15 protein-coding genes and 1 tRNA gene are annotated in these 19,397 nt (G+C 69.0%); 6 read left to right on the forward strand and 10 right to left on the reverse strand.

Annotated elements, in window-relative coordinates:
• Nucleotides 1–553: 553 nt before the first annotated feature.
• Together GU920_RS04980 and GU920_RS04985 are read left to right on the forward strand one after the other, a co-directional pair.
• Complete coding sequence (locus GU920_RS04980; protein WP_235933065.1) at nt 554–904, forward strand: hypothetical protein; 351 nt, start codon at nt 554–556, stop codon at nt 902–904.
• A 305-nt stretch (nt 905–1,209) separates the two neighbouring features.
• Nucleotides 1,210–1,902: a hypothetical protein gene (locus GU920_RS04985; protein WP_161765842.1), complete on the forward strand. Its 693-nt coding sequence runs from the start codon at nt 1,210–1,212 to the stop codon at nt 1,900–1,902.
• An 83-nt stretch (nt 1,903–1,985) separates the two neighbouring features.
• Here GU920_RS04985 and GU920_RS04990 read toward each other — a convergent pair.
• From GU920_RS04990 to selD, 3 genes are all read right to left on the reverse strand, one after another.
• Nucleotides 1,986–2,062, reverse strand: a tRNA-Met gene (locus GU920_RS04990).
• Between the two features lie 72 nt (nt 2,063–2,134).
• On the reverse strand, nt 2,135–4,138 hold the full coding sequence (locus GU920_RS04995) for a hydantoinase/oxoprolinase family protein (RefSeq protein ID WP_161765843.1): 2,004 nt from the start codon (nt 4,136–4,138) through the stop codon (nt 2,135–2,137).
• 207 nt (nt 4,139–4,345) lie between these two features.
• Nucleotides 4,346–6,529, reverse strand: a complete 2,184-nt coding sequence (gene selD, locus GU920_RS05000; RefSeq protein WP_328799232.1) for a selenide, water dikinase SelD — start codon at nt 6,527–6,529, stop codon at nt 4,346–4,348.
• Nucleotides 6,530–6,669: 140 nt separating this feature from the next.
• Here selD and rpoN point away from each other — a divergent pair, with 140 nt between their 5' ends.
• Nucleotides 6,670–7,926 (forward strand): RNA polymerase factor sigma-54, encoded by a 1,257-nt coding sequence (rpoN, locus tag GU920_RS05005; protein ID WP_161765845.1) that lies wholly within the window; start codon nt 6,670–6,672, stop codon nt 7,924–7,926.
• Between the two features lie 484 nt (nt 7,927–8,410).
• On the opposite strand, the gene GU920_RS05010 is transcribed toward rpoN, so the two are convergent.
• From GU920_RS05010 to argE, 3 genes are all read right to left on the reverse strand, one after another.
• The gene (locus GU920_RS05010; RefSeq protein WP_161765846.1) at nt 8,411–8,647 is read right to left on the reverse strand and encodes a hypothetical protein; all 237 of its coding nucleotides are present in this window, start codon (nt 8,645–8,647) and stop codon (nt 8,411–8,413) included.
• 115 nt (nt 8,648–8,762) lie between these two features.
• Entirely contained in the window at nt 8,763–9,803 is a 1,041-nt protein-coding gene (mnmH, locus tag GU920_RS05015) for a tRNA 2-selenouridine(34) synthase MnmH (RefSeq protein ID WP_161765847.1), read from the reverse strand.
• A complete protein-coding gene (gene argE / locus GU920_RS05020) occupies nt 9,803–10,957 on the reverse strand; it encodes an acetylornithine deacetylase (RefSeq protein WP_161765848.1) in 1,155 nt (384 codons plus the stop codon). The genes mnmH and argE overlap by 1 nt, the downstream gene beginning before the upstream one ends.
• A gap of 128 nt (nt 10,958–11,085) precedes the next feature.
• On the opposite strand from argE, the gene GU920_RS05025 reads away from it, so the two are divergent.
• On the forward strand, nt 11,086–11,760 hold the full coding sequence (locus GU920_RS05025) for a hypothetical protein (RefSeq protein WP_161765849.1): 675 nt from the start codon (nt 11,086–11,088) through the stop codon (nt 11,758–11,760).
• A gap of 1,266 nt (nt 11,761–13,026) precedes the next feature.
• Here the strand turns inward: GU920_RS05025 and iolG are convergent.
• The 4 genes from iolG to GU920_RS05045 all read right to left on the reverse strand — a co-directional run bounded on the left by iolG (nt 13,027) and on the right by GU920_RS05045 (nt 18,247).
• Nucleotides 13,027–14,028, reverse strand: coding sequence for an inositol 2-dehydrogenase (gene iolG, locus GU920_RS05030; RefSeq protein WP_161765850.1), 1,002 nt, complete (start codon nt 14,026–14,028; stop codon nt 13,027–13,029).
• A 49-nt stretch (nt 14,029–14,077) separates the two neighbouring features.
• A complete protein-coding gene (locus GU920_RS05035) occupies nt 14,078–14,860 on the reverse strand; it encodes an SDR family oxidoreductase (RefSeq protein ID WP_161765851.1) in 783 nt (260 codons plus the stop codon).
• A 160-nt stretch (nt 14,861–15,020) separates the two neighbouring features.
• Nucleotides 15,021–17,528, reverse strand: a complete 2,508-nt coding sequence (locus GU920_RS05040) for an ABC transporter permease (protein WP_161766529.1) — start codon at nt 17,526–17,528, stop codon at nt 15,021–15,023.
• Between the two features lie 8 nt (nt 17,529–17,536).
• Nucleotides 17,537–18,247 (reverse strand): ABC transporter ATP-binding protein, encoded by a 711-nt coding sequence (locus tag GU920_RS05045; RefSeq protein ID WP_201743969.1) that lies wholly within the window; start codon nt 18,245–18,247, stop codon nt 17,537–17,539.
• On the opposite strand from GU920_RS05045, the gene GU920_RS05050 reads away from it, so the two are divergent.
• Both GU920_RS05050 and GU920_RS05055 read left to right on the forward strand, forming a co-directional pair.
• A complete protein-coding gene (locus tag GU920_RS05050) occupies nt 18,246–18,929 on the forward strand; it encodes an arylesterase (protein ID WP_235933066.1) in 684 nt (227 codons plus the stop codon). The genes GU920_RS05045 and GU920_RS05050 overlap by 2 nt on opposite strands.
• Nucleotides 18,930–18,932: 3 nt before the next feature.
• Nucleotides 18,933–19,247, forward strand: a complete 315-nt coding sequence (locus tag GU920_RS05055; protein ID WP_161765852.1) for a hypothetical protein — start codon at nt 18,933–18,935, stop codon at nt 19,245–19,247.
• Nucleotides 19,248–19,397 lie beyond the last annotated feature (150 nt).

The raw sequence follows: 19,397 nt of genomic DNA on the forward strand, positions 1-19,397 counted from the left end.
GCATTCAAGACCAGGTCTATGTGAGGCATGCAGATCGGTCGCAAACTTTTCCAGAACCAAGACGACCTCATCCCTCGGCGAAACCACCCCGATCTGCCGCGCATAATGCGCTGCAATTTCACGATATTCCGCGTCCGAACACTCTTGCAGGTAACCCTCTTGCTTTTCGCTTGATGTCTTTCCCACCAAGCCGTCACTGCATGCGCAAGCCAGAAGAACAGCCAGAATGACAAATCCAAGCTGAGGGCTCAATTCATGGGCTCCCAAGAAAACTTTGGGGGTTCCCGCACACCCGTTGCGGCCAGGCTTTCCTCCGTTGAACCATCATCGCCTCAGAGCAAGCTGTTTGAAAAGGATCGCCTGACCTTATCTGTTGGACAAGCATCTTCTTAAAATATCCCAAACCCGCCATAAGGTGCCGCCTTGCGCGGCTCATCTCAACACCGCGCGTGACCGATCAGCCGTCTGCGCAACTGTCTCATACAAGCGGGGATTTTCTCACGCCCCCTTCCGCAAGGCAGTATTGATCTGCAATGGCCTTGGCGTCGCGAAGATGAAACTTTCCAACAAACTGCCCGCGCTGACCCTGATCGCACTCTTTGCCTTGCTGGGATGCGTCGCCGAACCGCCCGAATATTACGGCCCTTACAAACTCGAAAAGATGTCAACGGCTGAACGCGCAGATTGCCTGCGTCAAGGTGGACAGCTCTACGTCGGGGGCATTTTCCCCACCGAACTGTGCGATCTACCAACGCCGGATGCCGGAAAAGCGTGCAGCCGCGCCAGTGACTGCCAGGGCTACTGCCGATCGGCAACCAGAACGTGCTCACAATACTTCATGGGTTCAGGTGCCTACGATCTCTTGGATGAAGATGGATCAGCGACCACAATCTTCTACGACTGAGCGAGTATAGATCACAAACTCCCCCGCACCGCCCCTAGCGCCCACTGCCCCCGGCTGCCGCACCGGCACCTGCCGATAGACCGGCCGCTCAGGCCCGCCCGTCCCCGTGGTGGCCACCGCGCGCATCCGATCCACGCCCAACCCCCGCCACCAAGGCGCGCCACCCGGGCCAACCGCGCAGGGGCGGCTGACAGCGACCCTGCCACAAATTCACCCCACAGCACGCGTACCCGCGTCGCATTCGCCTGCCACAGAGGTCGGGCGTTTACCCGATACCAACCAGACCCTTTCCGATGGCCCTTTCCATGAAACAGATTTACCGCGACTCCTTTGACTTCTTCCGTGCGTCCTTTCCCTTCCTCCTCCTCGTCGGCGGCGGCATCGAACTGATCATCTGGTACTTGCAGCCAGACTCTGAAGGCATCTCGACGACCATCTCACTGATCCTGCTTGCCTATCTCTTCCACCGACACTTCCTCTTCGGCGAGAAACTGGCCTTCCGTCAGGCCAAACCCACCGAAAGCGCCCCGCCGCACAAGTTCGGTCTGTTCATCCTCGTCAGTCTGGCAATGATCCTCGTCCCCGTCTTTGCCGCCTTGCCCCTTGCCGCAATGCTGACCACGGATTTCTCAAGCCTCGGCTATCTGGCCACAGTGTTGGCGCTCTATCTGCTCAGCCTGTCGATGTTTGGCACCGTGCTGCCCGCCAGCGTGGCGCGCGATGGCACATGGCGCCTGTCGCACGGCCTGCGCCGCACCGGGGTGACGATGCTTCGCCTGCTTCTCGGGCCGGCAGTGGTGGGGCTCGTTCTGTTCGTCGTCTTTAACATCAGCGAAAACTGGCTTTTGTTAAAAGGCTTTCAGCCAGACGGAATGGCCTTCCTCGCCAGCTTCATCCTCGCCCGAACCTTCGGCTTCCTCACCACGATCCTTGCCGTGGCGGTACTGTGCCAAAGCTACCGTGACCTGCGCCCGTATGCCGACACACAGCCTGCATGACCGCCGCGCCATATCCAGTCACGGACAAATCCCGTGACAGACAAATCCCGTCACAAGGGCCGATCTGATTTGAAAGAGGGAGATGGTGGCGAGGGGGGGATTCGAACCCCCGACCCTGCGATTATGAGTCGCATGCTCTAACCAACTGAGCTACCTAGCCAACGCCCGGCTAGCTACAGCGCAGCACTTCTGCCGTCAAGCCACGATCCGCACGCCCCGCGACATCCGCCGCTCAGCCATGCGCGACACGGGGTCGCCCTGACGCGGTGGCGCTGACCGTCGCCTCGATGAACATCGCACGCCCCTCCACCTCGGCCTCGCGGATGTCGCGCGCCACGGTCACGCGCAGATCCTCTGCCCCCGCCGCCCGCGCCCGCGCGCTGGCCTCGGCCACCAGCGCCGCCTCCAGCACCGAAAGCGCGGCATCACGGTCGGCAAAGCTCTGCACCCCTTCCGCCAGATGCACCACGAACCGCCCCTCTGATGGCGAGGTGACCGTCCCCGTCACCCGCTGGCTCACCTGCCCCACCACCGCGCCGATGGCATTGGCCACCCCGGCATGCTCCGGCAGCACCATGCGGCAGCCCAGCCGCGCCCCCACCGCCCCGTAATAGGACGGCGCGCTCGCCCCCAGCCCGATCACCGGCACGCCCAGCCGGGCGGTGATCTCCACCACCCCCCGATGCCCCCGCAAGCCCGCCGCCATCAGGGGATGCCGCGCCAGCACCTCGGGCACCTCGGCGGCAAAGGCCGCATCCTCGCCAAAGGCCGCTTCCAGCAGGCAATCCACCGTCTGCGCGGTCAACTGGTCCACGATGGCCTGCGCCAGTGTCGCGGCGTCGGGCGCGAACCGCTCGCCCCGCCCGTTCCGCCGCCGTGCGAGCAGGCGCACCGCCTTCTCCGCCGCCACCCCGTCCCAGGCCGACAGGCGGCCCAGCACATGGCTCGCATCCGAAGGCGTCACGCCCGCGATCATCACCAGCCCCCGCGCCACCAACCGCTCCAGCGCCGCCACCTCAAGGCGTGACGTCAGCACCTGCGCCACCGGCATCGGCGCGACCAACCGCCCCAGCACGGCCATGTCGCGCGCCCCCAACCCCCCGGCATTGCCCCCCATGGGGATGGCAAAGCGCCCGTCATGCTCGCCCACCGCATCCGCCGAAAGCCAGCGATCCAGCGCCGCATGAACCATCGCCCCATGCTCCACCGCCAGCAGGGACACGGGGCACAGCCGCCGCGGCCCCAGCCGCAACCCGCCCTCCAGCCCTTCGGTGATCAGATGCACCTCGCTGTCACCGCCCAATCCGGTGGTCCGCATCGCCACGGCCTCCACCATCGTGCGGAACCCGCCCACCCGCGCGCCCTGCGGATCAATCTCCGGCAGACCGTCGCGCAACAGCGCCACATCCGTCGTCGTCCCGCCGATGTCGCTGACCAGCGCATCTTTTTCGCCCGTAAGCCAGCGCGCCCCCACGATACTGGCCGCAGGCCCCGAAAGGATAGTCTCGATCGGCCGTTCCCGCACCATCGCGGCGGAGATCAGCGCGCCGTCACCGCGCACCACCATCAGCGGCGCGGCAATCCCGACCGCCGCCAGATGCCGCTCGCAGGCCGCCACCAGCCGGTCGATCATCCCGATCAGCCGCGCGTTCAACACCGCCGTCAGCGCCCGCTTCGGCCCGTTCAGATTGGCCGAAAGTTCGTGCGAACAGGTCACCGGCCGCCCCGTCACGCGCCGGATCACCTCGCGCGCCGCCACCTCATGCGCGGGGTTGCGCGTGGCGAAACTCGCAGCCACCGCAAAACCCATCACCTGATCGGCCAGCCCCGCCACCTCGGCCTCCAACGCGGCAAGGTCCAGGGGCGCGGCCTCCATCCCGGCATGGTTATGCCCGCCCGCCAGCCGGATCACCGGATCGCCCTTCAAGGCCTCGACCAGACCGCCCCGCTCCAGATCGGCATCGGAAAAGCCGATGAAGACCAGCGCCACCCGGCCCCCCTGCCCCTCGACCAGCGCATTGGTGGCCAGCGTGGTGGACAGCGACACCAGCGCCACCTCGCCCGGCGCCACCCCGGCCTCGGCCAGCGCGGCATCCACGGCGCGGCCCACGCCCAGCGCCAGATCCTCGCGCGTCGTCAGCGACTTCGCCGATCCGATCACCCGCGTCGCGGCCTCATCCACGATCACGGCATCGGTATAGGTGCCGCCGGTATCCACGCCCAGAAAATACGCCATCGCCCGCCTGTCGTCCTGTTCCGCTCCGGCACCTAATGAATGCCAAGCGGGCAGAAGATCACCCCCGAAGGCGACCCCCTGCATCGCCAAATGCGTCGCCCGCGCGGAATTTGACACAAATTCCGGCCCCCATCCGTCGCGCAACGGCAGGAAACCGATCTCTGCGCGCAGAAATCGCCGCGAAATCTGCGCCAGATTTCGCCCCCCTCACACCACATGCAGATAGGGCGCCCCCGCCACCACCGCGCCGATCCGCACGGCGGGCACCCCCGCCGCGCCCAGCGCGGCCAGCACCGCGCCCGCTTCCGCCTCCGGCACCGCCGCAAGCAGCGGCCCCGCTGTCTGCGGATCGAACATCAACGCACCGCGCGGCCCGCCCGGCACGCTCATCCGCCCCGCCACCGCCGCGCGGTTCGCAGGTGCCAGCGTGCTCTCCACCCCCGCCGCCGCCAAGGCCTCGGCCCCCGGCAAAAGGGGCAGCGCCGCCAGCGCCACCCGCGCGGCACAGCCTGACGCCTCCAGCATCTCCAGCAGATGCCCCGCCAGGCCGAACCCCGTCACATCCGTCATCGCATGGGCCACCGGCGCAAGGATCGCCGCCGCCCCGTCCTGCGCCTGCACCATCGACGCATGGGCCGCCGCCACCGCCACACCCAGAATGGCGCCCGGCAGACGCGCCAGCGCCATCTCGCCCGCCAGCACCGTCCCCGATCCCAGCGCCTTGGTCAGGATCAGCGCATCCCCGGGCCGCGCCCCTGCCTTGGTCACCGGCCGCGCCGCCAGCCCGGTGATGGTGAAGCCGATGGTCAGTTCCGCCCCCACCGTCGTATGCCCCCCCACCACATCCGCGCCCGCTGCGCGGAACACCGCGCCTGCCGCCGCCATGATCTCGGCCAGCATGTCGGCCTGCAGCGCCGCGCCCAGCCGCGGCAGCGTGATCTGCGCCAGCGCCGCCTGCGGCGCCGCCCCCATCGCCCAGACATCGCCCAGCGCATGTACCGCCGCGATCCGCGCCATCAGCGCCGCATCCGCCGTCACCGCCCGCAGGTGATCGGTGGTGATCACCTGCACCCCGTCCCCCTGCCGCAGCACCGCCGCGTCATCCCCCGGCCCCGAAAGCACATCCGCCCGCGCGGGCGGGGGCAACCCCCGCAAGGCCGCGCCCAGCACGCCCGCCCCCACCTTGGCCCCGCAGGCCCCGCACATCGGCTTGTCCCCCATCGCCTCGGCCAGCCCCAGCGCGGCAGGCTCCGGCACCGCCCGCGCCATGGCGGGATAGGCGTCGAACCGCGCCATGAACCGCCGGTCGATCCGGTCCTTCAACCGCCACAGCCACGCCCCGCCCGTCTGCAGGCCGAACTTGTCAGCCACCGCCGCGCGCCCGCCCAGCGACACCAGCTTCAGATAATCCCGCTGCGGCTGGAACGGCTGCAACGGCAGCCCCGCCGCCGCCGCCTTCAGATTGTGCAGCAGCACAGGCGCCGCCCGCACCGCAAAGACCCCGGCCTTGGGGCGCGGCGCATGGGAAAGATGGGCGCAATCCCCCGCCGCAAAGATCGCGGGGTCGGACGTTTGCAGATGCCGGTCCACCCGCAGGAAACCGGCCTCCAGAGCCAGCCCCGTCTCTGCCAGCCAGCCCTGCGGGCGCGCCCCCGCAACCGACAGCGTGAAATCCGACGCCACCACCGCGCCATCCGACAGGGTGACGTGATCCGCCGCCACCGCCGTCACCTCCACCCCGCAGCGCAGCGTGACCCCCGCCGCCGCCAGCCGCTCCACAAGCACCGCCCGCGCCCGCGCCCCGATGCGCGGCAGCGCCTCCGCCCCCCGCTCCACCAGCACGATCTCAGGCACCCGCCCCGCCGCGCGCAAACGGTGGCTGGAGGCCAGCGCAAGCTCCACCCCGCCGACACCCGCCCCGATCAGCACCATCCGGGGCCGGGCCGGGGCCGCCGCCACAAAGGCCGCCCAGCGCCGGGCATAATCGCCCAAAGGCTTGGCCGCCGCCGCATGGGCGGCAAAACCCGGCACCTCGGGCAGGTCCGACCCGATCCCCACATCCAGTGACAGGATGTCATAGCGCAGCGCCCCCCGGTCGCGCAGGATCACCCGGCCGCCCGCCCGGTCAATCTCTACCGCACGGTCAAGGATGATCCGCGCCCCCGCGAACCGCGCCAGCCGCACCAGATCAATCATGATCTCATCCGCCCGGTAATGCCCCGCGATCAGCCCGGGCAACATCCCGGTGTAGGGTGCCGCCGGATCAGGATTGATCACCGTCAGCCGCACGCCCGGCAAGGGGTCCATCGCCCACATCCGCAAGACCAGCGCATGGGCATGCCCCCCGCCCACCAGCACGATATCCTGAACAAGGGGGATCGGTTCCTGCATCATCGCCCATCTGCCGCCATCCCCCGCACCCTACCCCCCGCCCCCACGAAAGGCGAGAGGGGGGGCACCACGCCCCCCCTCACCCCCCCTCACCCCCTGCCCCGTTGCGCCCGCCCCCCGATCCCCCGTAGAACCGCCCCATGGACGCCAAGCCGCGCATAGCCGTCACCACGTCCCAGCGCCTGCATCTGTCGCTCGCGCTGCAATCCTCGCTGCGGCTGCTCAAGGCCGATGCCGCAGGCCTCACCCGCTATCTCGAAGAACAGGCGGCCGAGAACCCCGCCCTCCAGCTTGGCCCCCCGCCCCCCGGCGACTGGCTCCCCCGCTGGGACAGCATGTTCCGCGGGGCCGAGCCGCCGCCCGACCGGGCCGAGGCCGCCCCACCCAGCCTCCTCGCCCATGTCATCGGCTGGATCGACCGCCAGTCCCTACCCCCGGCAGAGGCGCGCATCGCCCTCGCTCTGGCCGAGGCGCTGGAACCCTCCGGCTGGCTGGGCAGCCCCCTGCCCCGCATCGCGAAGGACATCGCCACCCCCCTCGCGCAGGTCGAGGCCGTCCTCGCCCGGCTCCAGACCATCGAACCCGCAGGTCTCTTTGCCCGCAGCCTGTCGGAATGTCTGCGCCTGCAGGCCCGGGCCGAAGGTGACCCCGATCCTGTGCTGCTGGGGGTGATCGACCATCTCGATCTGGTGGCCACCGGCGATATCCCGCGCCTCGCGCGCAAGTTCGGCGTCCCCGAACCCGCGATCACCCGCGCCATCCGCGCCATCCGCGCGATGAACCCCAAACCCGGCGCGCAGTTCGACCACCTCGCCGCGCCGATCCGCGAACCCGATCTCATCGCCCGGCGGGGTGATCTGGGCTGGACCGTCGCGCTCAACCGCTCCGCGCTGCCCAGCCTCTCGGTCACGCCGGGCCGGGGCGGGGGCCAAGGTCCCGCCCGCGCCCTCCTGCGGCTGGTCGAGGCACGCAACACCACCCTCCTGCGCGTGGGTCAGGAAATCCTGCGGCGGCAAGAGGCCGCGCTGGACCACGGCCCTGCCCGCCTGATCCCGCTGACGATGGCCGAGGTCGCCGCCGCGCTGGACCTGCACGAAAGCACCGTCAGCCGCGTCGTCTCGGGCACCAGCGTGGACACACCGCGCGGCACGCTCTGGCTGCGCGGCCTGTTTTCCGCCCGCCGCGGGGGCGAGGAAGCCCCCGCCCTGTCGGCCGCCGCGCTGCGCGCCCGCCTGGCCGATCTCGTCGCCCGCGAAGACCGCAGGCATCCCCTGACGGATGAGGCGCTCGCCCGCGCCCTGTCGGCCGAAGGCGCGATCATCGCCCGCCGCACCGCCGCCAAATACCGCGAAATGCAGGGCATCCCCGCGGCCCATCGCCGCCGCCAGCGCGGCTGAAGGCGGGCTTCTTGCGACGGACGGGGGGACCCCTGTCCCCCCGAACCCCCCTTCCGCCCCGCAACAGGCCGGCGCGACCGCCCCCCCGAAGACACCCAGCGCCCGGCCCATCATCCAGGATCGGGGGGGTGTCGGGGGGGCTGTTGCCCCCCCGCCCGGTCTCGCATCCCCTGCGGTCTGGCATTCACACCGCCTGCCAGCCCCTCCGGCGCCTTGTTCCCCCGGCCGCCATCGCATGGTCTATAACACGCGATGCTTGGCCCCCCGCAGGTCACGATCCCGCGCCCCCACCGCCTCGGCCACGCCCGCGCAATCGGCCGCCGCCACCAGCGCATCCCGGCGCGCCACATCCGCCACCAGATCGGCACAGGCCCGCTCCGCGCGCGCGCCGGATCACCACCCGTTCGCTCCGGCCATCATCAGGACCGCACCCCCCCCTTGCCGAAAAGCGCGCTTGGGGGCCGTCACCCCGCCCCGCTCCATCTCACATCCCCTGCACCACGGCGGCCACCCGGTCCACCAAACCGGCCAGATCGTCCAGTCCCTCGACCGCCACCTCGGTGGCGGGGGCTGCCCTGCGACTGCGGTGCTTGGCCTCGCAAAGGTCGCAAGGACGCGCCCCCACCGCCTCGGCCACGCCCGCGCAATCGCCCGCCGCCACCAGCGCATCCAAACGCGCCACATCCGCCACCATATCGGCACGGGCCCGCACCGCGCGCACGCAGCATCACCATCCGTTCGCCCCGGCCAAAATCAGGACCGCAACCCCCAGCCCCCTGCCGACAAGCGCGTTTGGGGGCCGTCACCCCGCCCCTGTCACCCCGCCCCGGCCCATCTCACATCCCCCGCACCACGGCGGCCACCCGGTCCGCCAAACCGGCCAGATCGTCCAGCCCCTCCACCGCCACCTCGGTGGCGGGGGCCGGCATTCGGCTGCGGTGCTTGCCATAGCGCGGGTCGTAATGCCGCGCCATCAACCCCTCGGCCACGCCCGCGAAATCGCCCGCCGCCACCATGGCCCGCCAGTCCGCGATCACCTCGCGCGGATGCGCAGGCGCCAGCGACGCCACCACCGCATCCAGACGCGCCACATCCGCCACCAGATCGGCATAGGCCCGCACCAGATAGCCTGCCCGCGCCGCCCGGGGCGCCTCGATCGCCACGCGCGGCGCCTCTACCATCGCGCGCCACAACCGGGGCGGCAGGCGGCACTCCCCCACCTTGGCGCTCTCCGCCTCCACCACCACCGGCCGCGCCGGATCGAGCCGCGCCAGCGCCAGCGCCAGCCGCCCCTCAAAGGCCTTCTGCGACGGCTGCTCTCCCACCCGACCGAACAGCGACCCCCGATGGTTCGCCAACCCTTCCAGATCCACCACCTGCACCCCCCGCGCGGGCAACAGGTTCAACACCTCCGTCTTGCCCGACCCGGTATTCCCGTCCAGCACCACCAACCGAAACGGAAAGGGCGCATTGTAAAGCGCATCCACCACCAGCCGCCGCCACGTCTTGTAGCCGCCTGCAACCACCTCCACCCGCCACCCGATCTGGGCCAGGATCGACGCAAAGCTCCCCGACCGCTGCCCCCCGCGCCAGCAATAGACCAAGGGCCGCCACCCCCCCGGCTTGTCGGCCAAGGGTCCCTCCAGATGCAAAGCGGCATTCTTCGCCACCAGCGCCGCGCCCACCTTGCGCGCGGTGAACGGGCTCACCTGCTTGTAGATCGTCCCCACCCGCGCCCGCTCCGCATCATCCAGCACCGGGAGCGAGATCGCCCCGGGCAGATGATCCTCCGCCCATTCCGCCGGGGCGCGCACGTCGATGATGTCATCGAAGTCCAGCGCCAGCACATCCGCCAGCGATGTCAGCACCACCGCCATCAGAACCCCGCCTCGCAGGCATCGACCAGCGCCGCCAGCATCGCACCGCAGCGCCCCATCTGCTCCACGCTGACATACTCATCCGGCTTGTGCCCCTGCGCCATCGACCCGGGCCCACAGATCACCGTGGGCACCCCCAACCGCGCGTCAAACAGGCCCCCTTCCGTGCCAAAGGCCACCTTGATGCTCCCGTTCGCCCCGGTCAGCCCCTTCACGAAGCGCACCACCTCGGCATCCGAAGGCGTCCCCAGCCCCGGATAATCCCACAGCCGCTCGATCCGGATCTCGGCTTCCGGGAACTCCACCCGCAAAGGCGCCACCACCGCCTCGCACCCCGCCTGCACCTCGGCGATCAAGCCCGCCACATCCTCCCCCGCCAGCGACCGTATCTCCCAATCCGCCACGGCCAGATTGGGCACGATGTTCACCTGCACCCCACCCGCCATCTTGCCCACATGCAGCGTGGTGTAGGGCACATCATAATCCCCGTCCCGCATCCCCCCGGCCGCCACCCGCGCCTGCACGCCCCGCAACACGCCCACGAACTCCGCCGCCAGATGCAGCGCGTTCAAGGCCAGCGGCGCCAGCGCCGAATGACCCTCCCGCCCCACGCAGGTCGCCCGCAAGGCCACCTTCCCCTTATGCCCCGTCGCCACAGCCATCCCCGTGGGTTCCCCCACGATGCACAGGCGCGGCCGCACCGGTGCGCGCTCCAGCATCTCGATCATCGACCGCACGCCCATGCAGCCGATCTCCTCATCGTAAGACAGCGCCAGATGCAGCGGCACCCGCAGCTCCCGCCGCGCCGCCGCCAGCACGGCCGCGATCGCGCAGGCGACAAAGCCCTTCATGTCCGCCGTCCCGCGCCCGTACAGCCGCCCCTGATCCTCGGTCAGCGCGAAGGGCGGATAGGTCCAGGCCTGCCCCTCCACCGGCACCACATCGGTATGCCCCGACAGCATCACCCCGCCCCTGTCGGCAGGCCCCACCGTCGCGTAAAGATTGGCCTTCGCCCCGCCCGCATCCGGGATCAGCACCGCCGCCACCCCTGCTTCCGCCAGCAGCCCCGCCACCCAATCCATCAACGCCCGGTTGGGCCGGTCGCTCACGGTGTCAAAGGCCACCAGCCGCTCCAGTATCGCGCGCGCATCCATGCCGCTGCCCTCCTGCTCCTCGCGCCACCTAACCGCAAAGCCGCGTGAAGCGGAAGGCCCGCCCCTTCCCCCGCCTGTCCCCCGGTGCCATGCTCCGCCACCACCTCACAAAGCGAATCCCCCCTCCCATGCGCCTGCCCTCCCCCACCCTGCCCGCCGCTGCCCTGCCCGCCGCTGCCCTCTGCGCCGCCCTCCTCGCCACGCCCCTCGCCGCTCAGGACAGCGGCCCGCAGCCGCCCCGCGACGCGGGCGCCGTCTCGCAACTCCTCGCCGCGCAGGCGCTCTTCGATCTGGGCCTGTCGCGCAAGGACCCGCTCGCCACCCTCGCCGCCGCGCGCCTCATGGCAGGCGTTGCCGCCACCGATACCGACCGCCAGCCCGATCCGCCCGGCGATGCCGTCCCGCCCACCTATCCGATGGCGGACTTCATGTTCACCGCCGCCCGCGCGCTGGCACAGGAAGACGACCTCGCGACCGATCTCATCGCCCGGACCGAGGCCGAGGCCCCCCGCACCCCCACCCTCACCGTGATGCGGTCCTCACGCGGCATCGGGGCCGGCGAAAGCCATGCCTATGCACTGCCCTTCTTCTCCGCCGCCCCGGCCGAAGTGGGCCTGCTCGGCGACGGCAAGGCCAATCTCGACCTGACCATCACCACCGCCGAGGAGACGCCCCTCTGCCTCGACACAGGCCCGTCCGACCGCGCGCTCTGCACCTTCACCCCGGCCGAGAACGCAACCTTCACCGTGACCGTCACAAACCGCAGCGAAACCGCAGCGACCTACAGCCTCCTGACCAACTAACCCCCTGCAAAACAACAATTGCTGCGCAGCATGAACCGCAGCGAACTGCCCGCTTCGCCGCGCAGCACAAACCCCGCGCACCCCGCAATCTCACCCATCCCCGCGGGAACATGAGGCGGCGACACGGGCCCGCCAACACCCCCCGCCCCAACATCCTCGGCCCCAACACCCCCACCCCCGGCCCACCCACAGCGCAAACCGCAAACTACCTCAACCCGGGACACCGTCCTCAACCCCAAAACCCCGCCCCCTCACCTCGGCCCAAACACCCATCCTCCACCACCCAAAAAAACCACACCACCCCTAAGCTCTCATCCCCGGACGTTAACCTTAACGCCCCCAACCAGAGACATCGCCCACTACCGCAAAACCCCGCCTGCTCACCTTGGCCCAAATACCCATCTTCCACCCGACCCCACCCAAAAACCACACACCCCTCCAGCCGCCATTCCTAGACGTTAACCTTAACGCCCCCTCACCCTAGACACCGCCCCCCCCCAAAGAACCCCGCGCCCTCACCTTGACCCAAACACCCATCCTCCACCGCCCAAAAAAACCACACCACCCTTAGCTCTCATCCCCGGACATTAACCTTAACGCCCCCAACCAGAGACATCGTCCACTACCCCAAAACCCCGCCCGCTCACCTTGGCCCAAATACCTATCGTCCACCCGACCCCACACCGAAACCACCCCCCTCCAGCCCCCTGCCCCGGACGTTAACCTTAACGCCCCCTCACCCGAGACACCGCCTCCCACTCAAAACCCCGCCCCTTCACCTTGACCCAAGCACCCCTTTTCCACCCCCCCCGAAAACACTCCACCCCTCCAGCTCTGATCCCCAAACGTTAACCTTAACGCCCCATTCTCCCGAGACAGCGCCCCCCACCCAAAAACCCGCCGCCTCACCTTGGCTCAAATACCCACCTTTCACCCCACCTCACCCCGAAACCACGCCGCCCGCCATCCCCCCACCCCGGACGTTGACCTTAACCCCCCCTTACCCGAGACACCGCCTCCTCACCTTGGCCCAAACACCCCTCTTCCACCCCACCCCCCCGAAACCACGCCACCCTCCCGGGACGCTAATCTCAACGCCCCCTCACCCAAGACATCGCAACCTCGGCCCTAACACCCATCCGCAACACGCGCCGCCCCGTCGGCGCTCTGCTGGCTCGCGCCTCCCAGCCTCGCCGCAATCTGCCGCGCCATAAGAAAAAGGCCGCGCAGCCCTCGCTGCGCGGCCTTCCCAACGCTCTGAGCGCTTCAGAGGATCTCGCTCATCTTCACCACGCGCCCCTCGGCCACCGACTTCACCGCCGCATCGGCCAGCGCCAGCGCGATCAGCCCGTCCTCGCCCGTCGGTTCCGCCTTCCCTTTGCCCGCCATCGCCGCCACAAAAGTGGCGATCTCGGCCGCATAGGCCTCGGTGTAGCGGGTCATGAAGAAATCATGCAGCGGCGGCCGCGTGTAGCCCGCCCCCGTTGCCACCTCGATGGACACAGGCCGCTGGTTTTCCGCCGACACCGCGCCCTTCGATCCATGCACCTCGATCCGCTGGTCATAGCCATAGGTCGCGCGGCGGGAATTCGAAATCATCGCCTGCTTGCCCGACGCGGTTTTCAACAACACCTGCACGGAATCGAAATCACCCGCCGTGCCAATCGCCGGATCGACCAGCACCGCCGCCGTGGCGACAACCTCGGTGATCTCTTCGCCCAACAGGAACCGCGCCATGTCGAAATCATGGATCGTCATGTCGCGGAAGATCCCGCCCGACCGCTTGATGTAATCCACCGGCGGCGCGCCGGGATCGCGGCTGGTGATCACCACCATCTCCACCTCGCCCACGGTGCCCTTGTCGATCTCCGCCCGCACGGCGCGGAAATGCGGGTCGAAACGGCGGTTGAACCCCACCATCAGCGTGCCCTTATGGGCGCGGACCACCTCCAGACAGGCCTTCACCCGCGCAAGCGACAGGTCGATGGGCTTTTCGCAGAACACGGCCTTGCCCGCCTTCACGAAGCGCTCGATCAGATCGGCATGGGTGTCGGTCGGCGTGCAGATCACCACCGCATCCACATCTGCCGCCGCCTCGATCGCCTCGATCGTCCGCACCTCGCAGCCATATTGCTCTGCCAAAGCCTGCGCCGCCGGCGCCATGGCATCCGCCACCGCCACCAGCCGCGCCTGCGCGTCGCCCGTCACCGCCTTCGCATGCACCTTGCCGATGCGCCCCGCGCCCAGCACCGCAAACCTGACTGCCATCTTCCCGCTCCTCTGCCCGCTCCGGGGCGTTGCCATCCGGACCGGGGGATCACTCCCCATAGGCCCCGTTCACATTCTGATCGAAATCCACCATCGCGCCCGTCATCACGCCCGCATCCTCGGACAGAAGATAGGACACAAGCCCCGCGACATGCACAGGCTTCACCAGCATCCCGAAAGGCTGCTTCGCCTCTGCCTCGGCCAGCCAGCCCTCGCCCGCGCCATGGAACCCGCGCTGGATGGCATCCTCGCCCGGCGTGTCCATCCAGCCCACATTCACCCCGTTCACCCGGATGCGATGGGCCCGCAGCGCATGGGCACTGTTCTTGGTGATATTGGCCAGCGCCGCCTTGCTGGCCGCATAGCCCGCAAGGAAAGACTGCCCGCAATGGCTGCTCATCGTCACGATGTTCACCGCTGCCGCCGGATGGCCCGCCGCGATCGCCGCCTGCGCGAACCGCTGCAGCGCAAAGAACGGCCCCTTGGCGTTGGTATCCATCAACGCGTCCCACCCTTCCGGCGTGGTATCAAGGATCGACCCCCGCGCGGTCGAGGCCGCCGCATTCACCAATGCGTTGACGGGGCCAAAACGCATCAGCGCCCGCTCCACCAGTTCCGCCGCCTCGCCCGCATCCGACATGTCCGCCGGCAGGAACCGCACATCCGCGCCCCGCGCGCGCAATCCTTCCGCCGCTGCCTCACCCTTCGTGACAGTCCGCCCCGAAATGATCAGCTTTCGGCACCCCTCGGCCACCAGCCGCTCGGCAATGGCAAGGCCCAGCCCCTGCCCACCCCCAGTGATGACGGCCACCGTCCGCGCGTGATCCGGCATGATCCCCCCATGGAAGGCTGAGTCCCTGCCTCGGAACTTCTATTCCATTTTACCGCGCTTTCAACCTGAATATTCCACAAGCGCAGCGTCGCTCGTGGGGCAATCGCGTGACACCCGCGAAACGCCCCGTAGGATGGGCAGTCCTGCCCATCCTACCCGCTCATTCCTGCGCACGCAGCACCTGCGCGGGTCGCGCCGCCAGTGGCCGAAGCGCGAACAGAAGCCCCGCCGCCATGGTCGCAAAGACGCCCCCCGCCACGATCGCCAGCGCCGACACGGGCTCAAAGAAATACTCTCCCTCCATCACAAACACCATCACCGCCCAGCCCGCCAAACCGCCCGCCACGATGGCCACCGCCCCCGCTGCCGCCCCCGTCAGCGCCGATCGCAGCGCGAAACTGGCAAGGATCCGCCCCCGCGTCGCGCCCAGCGTTTTCATCACCGCCGCCTCATAGACCCGCGCGCGTTCCCCCGCCGCCGCCGCCCCGATCAGCACGACGAACCCGGTCACCAGCGTCGCCGCCGCCGCCCAGGCCGTGGCCGTGGCAATGGCCTCCAGCGCCTCCGTCACCCGGTCAATCGCCTCGCGGATGCGGATCGCCGTCACATTGGGATAGGCCTGCGACACATCCCGCAGGATCGCCGCCTCCGCCGCCTCTTCGGCATAGACCGTGGCGATGAAGGTATGCGGCGCGCCTTGCAATGCGGCAGGGTTCATCGTCATGACAAACCCCATCCCCGCGCTGGAAAAATCCACCTGCCGGAAACTGGTGATCGTCGCCGGGATATCCCGCCCCAGCACATTCACCACCAGCGCATCCCCCAGCTTCAGCCCGATTTCCTCTGCCTCTTCGGCAGCGAATGACACCTGCGCCGGCCCGGTGTAATCGGCAGGCCACCATTCCCCCGCCACCACCTGCGCATTCTCCTGCGGCGCAGCGGAATAGGTGATCCCCCGGTCGCCCCGCACCACCCAATGCTCGCCCGCCACCTCGCGCGCGGGCCGCCCGTTGATCTCGGTCAGCACGCCGCGCAGCATGGGCGCGCTTTCCACCTTGCTCACCGCTGCATCCCCCTCGACCCGGGCAAGGAACCCTTCGATCTGGTCCGGCTGGATATCCACAAAGAAATAGCTCGGCGCCCGCTCCGGCAGGTCGGTTTCAATCGCCGCCCGCAGATTGGCATCAATCTGCCCCACCGCCGCCAGCACGCTGAGGCCGAGGCCAAGCGACAGGATCACCGCCCCCGCCTCATCCCGCGGCCCGCCGATGCTCGCCAGCGCCAGCCGCAACGCCACCCGCCCACGCGCCAGCCCCGCCCGCGCCGCGCCCCGCGCCAGCCACCGCAACCCCACCGCCGCCAAGGCCAGCACGATCAGCGCCCCGATCACGCCGCCCGCCGATCCCAGCGTCAATTCCCATGTGCCAGAGAACCACACCGCGCCGCCCACCAGCAGCACGGCCAGCCCGACAATCGCCCAGAGATGCCGCGCCGCAGGCACGCCCGCACGCCCCGCCCCGCGATACAGCGCCGCCGCCCGCACGCCTTCCGTGCGCGCCAGCGGCCACAGCGTGAACAGAAACGCCGTCACCACGCCGTAGAACGCAGCCTCCAGCAACGGCATGGGATAAACCCCCACCTCCGCCGGAAAAGGCAGCGATGCCTCGATCACGCCGCCAAACAGAACAGGCACCGCCGCGCCCAGCACCAGCCCGATGCCAACCCCCAGCCCCGCCAGAACCCCGATCTGCAAAAGGTAGATGCGAAAGATCAGCCGCCCCTCGGCCCCAAGGGTTTTCAGCGTGGCGATGGTCGCCACCTTGCCCTCCAGATAGGCCCGCACCGCCGCCTGCACGCCGACGCCACCCACGGCAAGGCCCGCGATCCCCACAAGGATCAGGAACGATCCGATCCGATCCACGAACCGCTCCACCCCCGGCGCGGCGCGGCGGCTGTCCTGCCAGCGCATCCCGGCATCGGCAAATTCAGCCTCCGCCCGCCGCTCCATCTCGGCAAGATCCGTGCCCGCGGGCAGCACCAGCCGGTATTCCGTCTCGAACAGCGATCCGGGTTCCAACAACCCCGACCCCGCCAGATCGGCCGTCCGCACGATGGTGCGCGGCCCCAGCGAAAAGCCGCCATTCGCGCTGTCGGGTTCGCGCAGCAGCACACCACCCAGCCGGAATTCGCCGACGCCCATCCGCACCGGATCGCCAAGGGACAGCCCCAGCCGATCCACCAGAACCTTGTCCATCACAAGGCCCGCGCGGCCACCCTCCACGGCCAGCGCCTCAGGTAATGTCCCGGCTTCCAGTTCCACCGCGCCCAGCAGCGGATAGGCATCATCCACGCCCTTCACCTGCGTCAGCGCCGTCTCCTCGCCCACCACCACCATCGACCGGAAATCCACGATCTCCGACACATCGGTGGCAATGCCTTCCATCCACGCCCGCTCCTCTTCGGACGCGAAGCGATAGGTGAACTCCATCTGCGCATCGCCACCCAGCAGCACCGCGCCCTGATCGCTCAACCCCTGCTGGATCGACGCGCGCACCAGCCCTACGGCGGCAATCGCCGCCACGCCCAGCGCCAGACAGGCGAGAAAGACCCGAAACCCCTTCACCCCCCCGCGCAATTCGCGCCGGGCAATCGTCCAGGCCAAGGTCATGCCGGGGGTCACGCCGCCACCTCCGGCGCCGCCACCCGCCCATCGGCCAGCCGCACCACCCGGTCGCAGCGCGCCGCCAGTTCCGGCGCATGGGTCACCAGAACCAGCGTCGCCCCATGCCGGTCGCGCAAGCCAAACAGCAGGTCCATGATCGCCTGCCCGTTCACACCATCCAGGTTCCCCGTCGGCTCATCTGCCAGCAGGATCGCCGGGCGCGGCGCGGCGGCCCGCGCCAGCGCCACACGCTGCTGCTCGCCGCCCGACATCTGGCTCGGATAATGCCCCATCCGCTTGCCCAGCCCCACCGCCGCCAGCTCCGCCTCCGCCCGGGCAAAGGCATCCGGCACCCCCATCAACTCAAGGGGCACCGCCACATTCTCCAGCGCCGTCATCGTGGGCATCAGATGGAAGGACTGGAACACCACCCCCATCTTCCCGCGCCGGAACCGCGCCAACCCATCCTCATCCATCGCCGTCAGGTCCTGGCCAAGCGCGCGCACCTCGCCCCCCGTGGCCCGCTCCAGCCCCCCCATCACCATCAAAAGCGATGACTTCCCCGATCCCGACGGCCCGATCAGGCCAACCGTCTCGCCCGCATGAACTTCCAGTGATATGCCCTTGAGGATATCGACCGGCCCCGCATTTCCCGCCAAGGTCAACCGCACGTCCTTCAGCGCCAAAACCGCCCCGCCCACTGAACCGAGACCCTGATCCGTCATGAAAATCGCCTTCCACCTGTCCAATGCCACATATGGCGCGGCCCACATGTTCCGCAACATCACATTGGCGCTAGGCCTCGCGCTTCCCGCCACCGCATTGGCCGAACCCACCATCGTGGCCTTGGGCGACAGCCTCACCGCAGGCTACGGCCTGCCCGAAGGCGATGGCCTCGTCCCGCAACTGAACGCATGGCTTGCGGCGCAGGGCTCCACCGCCACGGTGATCAACGCAGGCGTCTCGGGCGACACCTCGGCGGGCGGCCTCTCCCGCCTCGACTGGTCCCTCACCCCGGAAACCGACGCGCTGATCGTCACGCTGGGCGGCAACGACCTCCTCCGCGGCCTGCCGCCGGCCGAGACCGCAAGGAACATCGACGCCATCGTGAAATCCGCCACCGACCGTGGCCTGAAGGTCCTCATCGTCCCGATGGAGGCGCCGGGCAATTTCGGCCCCGATTACAAATCCGCCTTCGACTCGCTCTACACCGACATCGCCACCACCTACGGCGCGCAGATCACCGCCCCCTTCTTCCGCCTGATCGACCCACAGGCCACCGACCCCGGCCAGATCGCGCAATGGATGCAGGCCGACGGCATCCACCCCAACAAGGACGGCGTCGCCCGCGTGGTGGAAAACCTCGGCCCCGCGCTTCTCGAACTGGCGGGGGCGACAAGCGATTAGGCAATGCCCAACGCCCAGAGCGTGATCGAAGCCGCCGCTACCCTGACCTTCCTTCTGTGCTGGTCGGGTGTAGCCCTGATCTTCCTCTCGATGATCATCCCGCTCGTCCGCCAGCGCGCCTTCTGGAAGACACTCGTCCTGCCCTTCGCCGAACGCTCCCGCCTTCAGGGCGAACTCATCCACGCCCTCCTGCAAGTCATCGGAAAATCCCGCCTGAACCGCATCGGCCAGCGCCTCGGCGCAGCAGGCCTCACGCTTGGCCTCTTCACCGGCATCGCTTGGCTCGCCCTGCGCATCACCCAAGGCCCCGCTCCCTGACCCAACCGCCACGCCATTTTGTCCTTCCCTGACCTGCCCCTTCATCTTGGCCCAAATACCCACTTTGCCACGCCCGCCCCGAAGCGCCCCGCCGGGGCCTGAAAGAACCCCCCTTGCAACCCGCCCCCGCCCGCCCGACAACAGCGCCCG

Source organism: Paragemmobacter ruber, assembly GCF_009908315.1.
Classification (GTDB): Bacteria; Pseudomonadota; Alphaproteobacteria; order Rhodobacterales; family Rhodobacteraceae; genus Paragemmobacter; species Paragemmobacter ruber.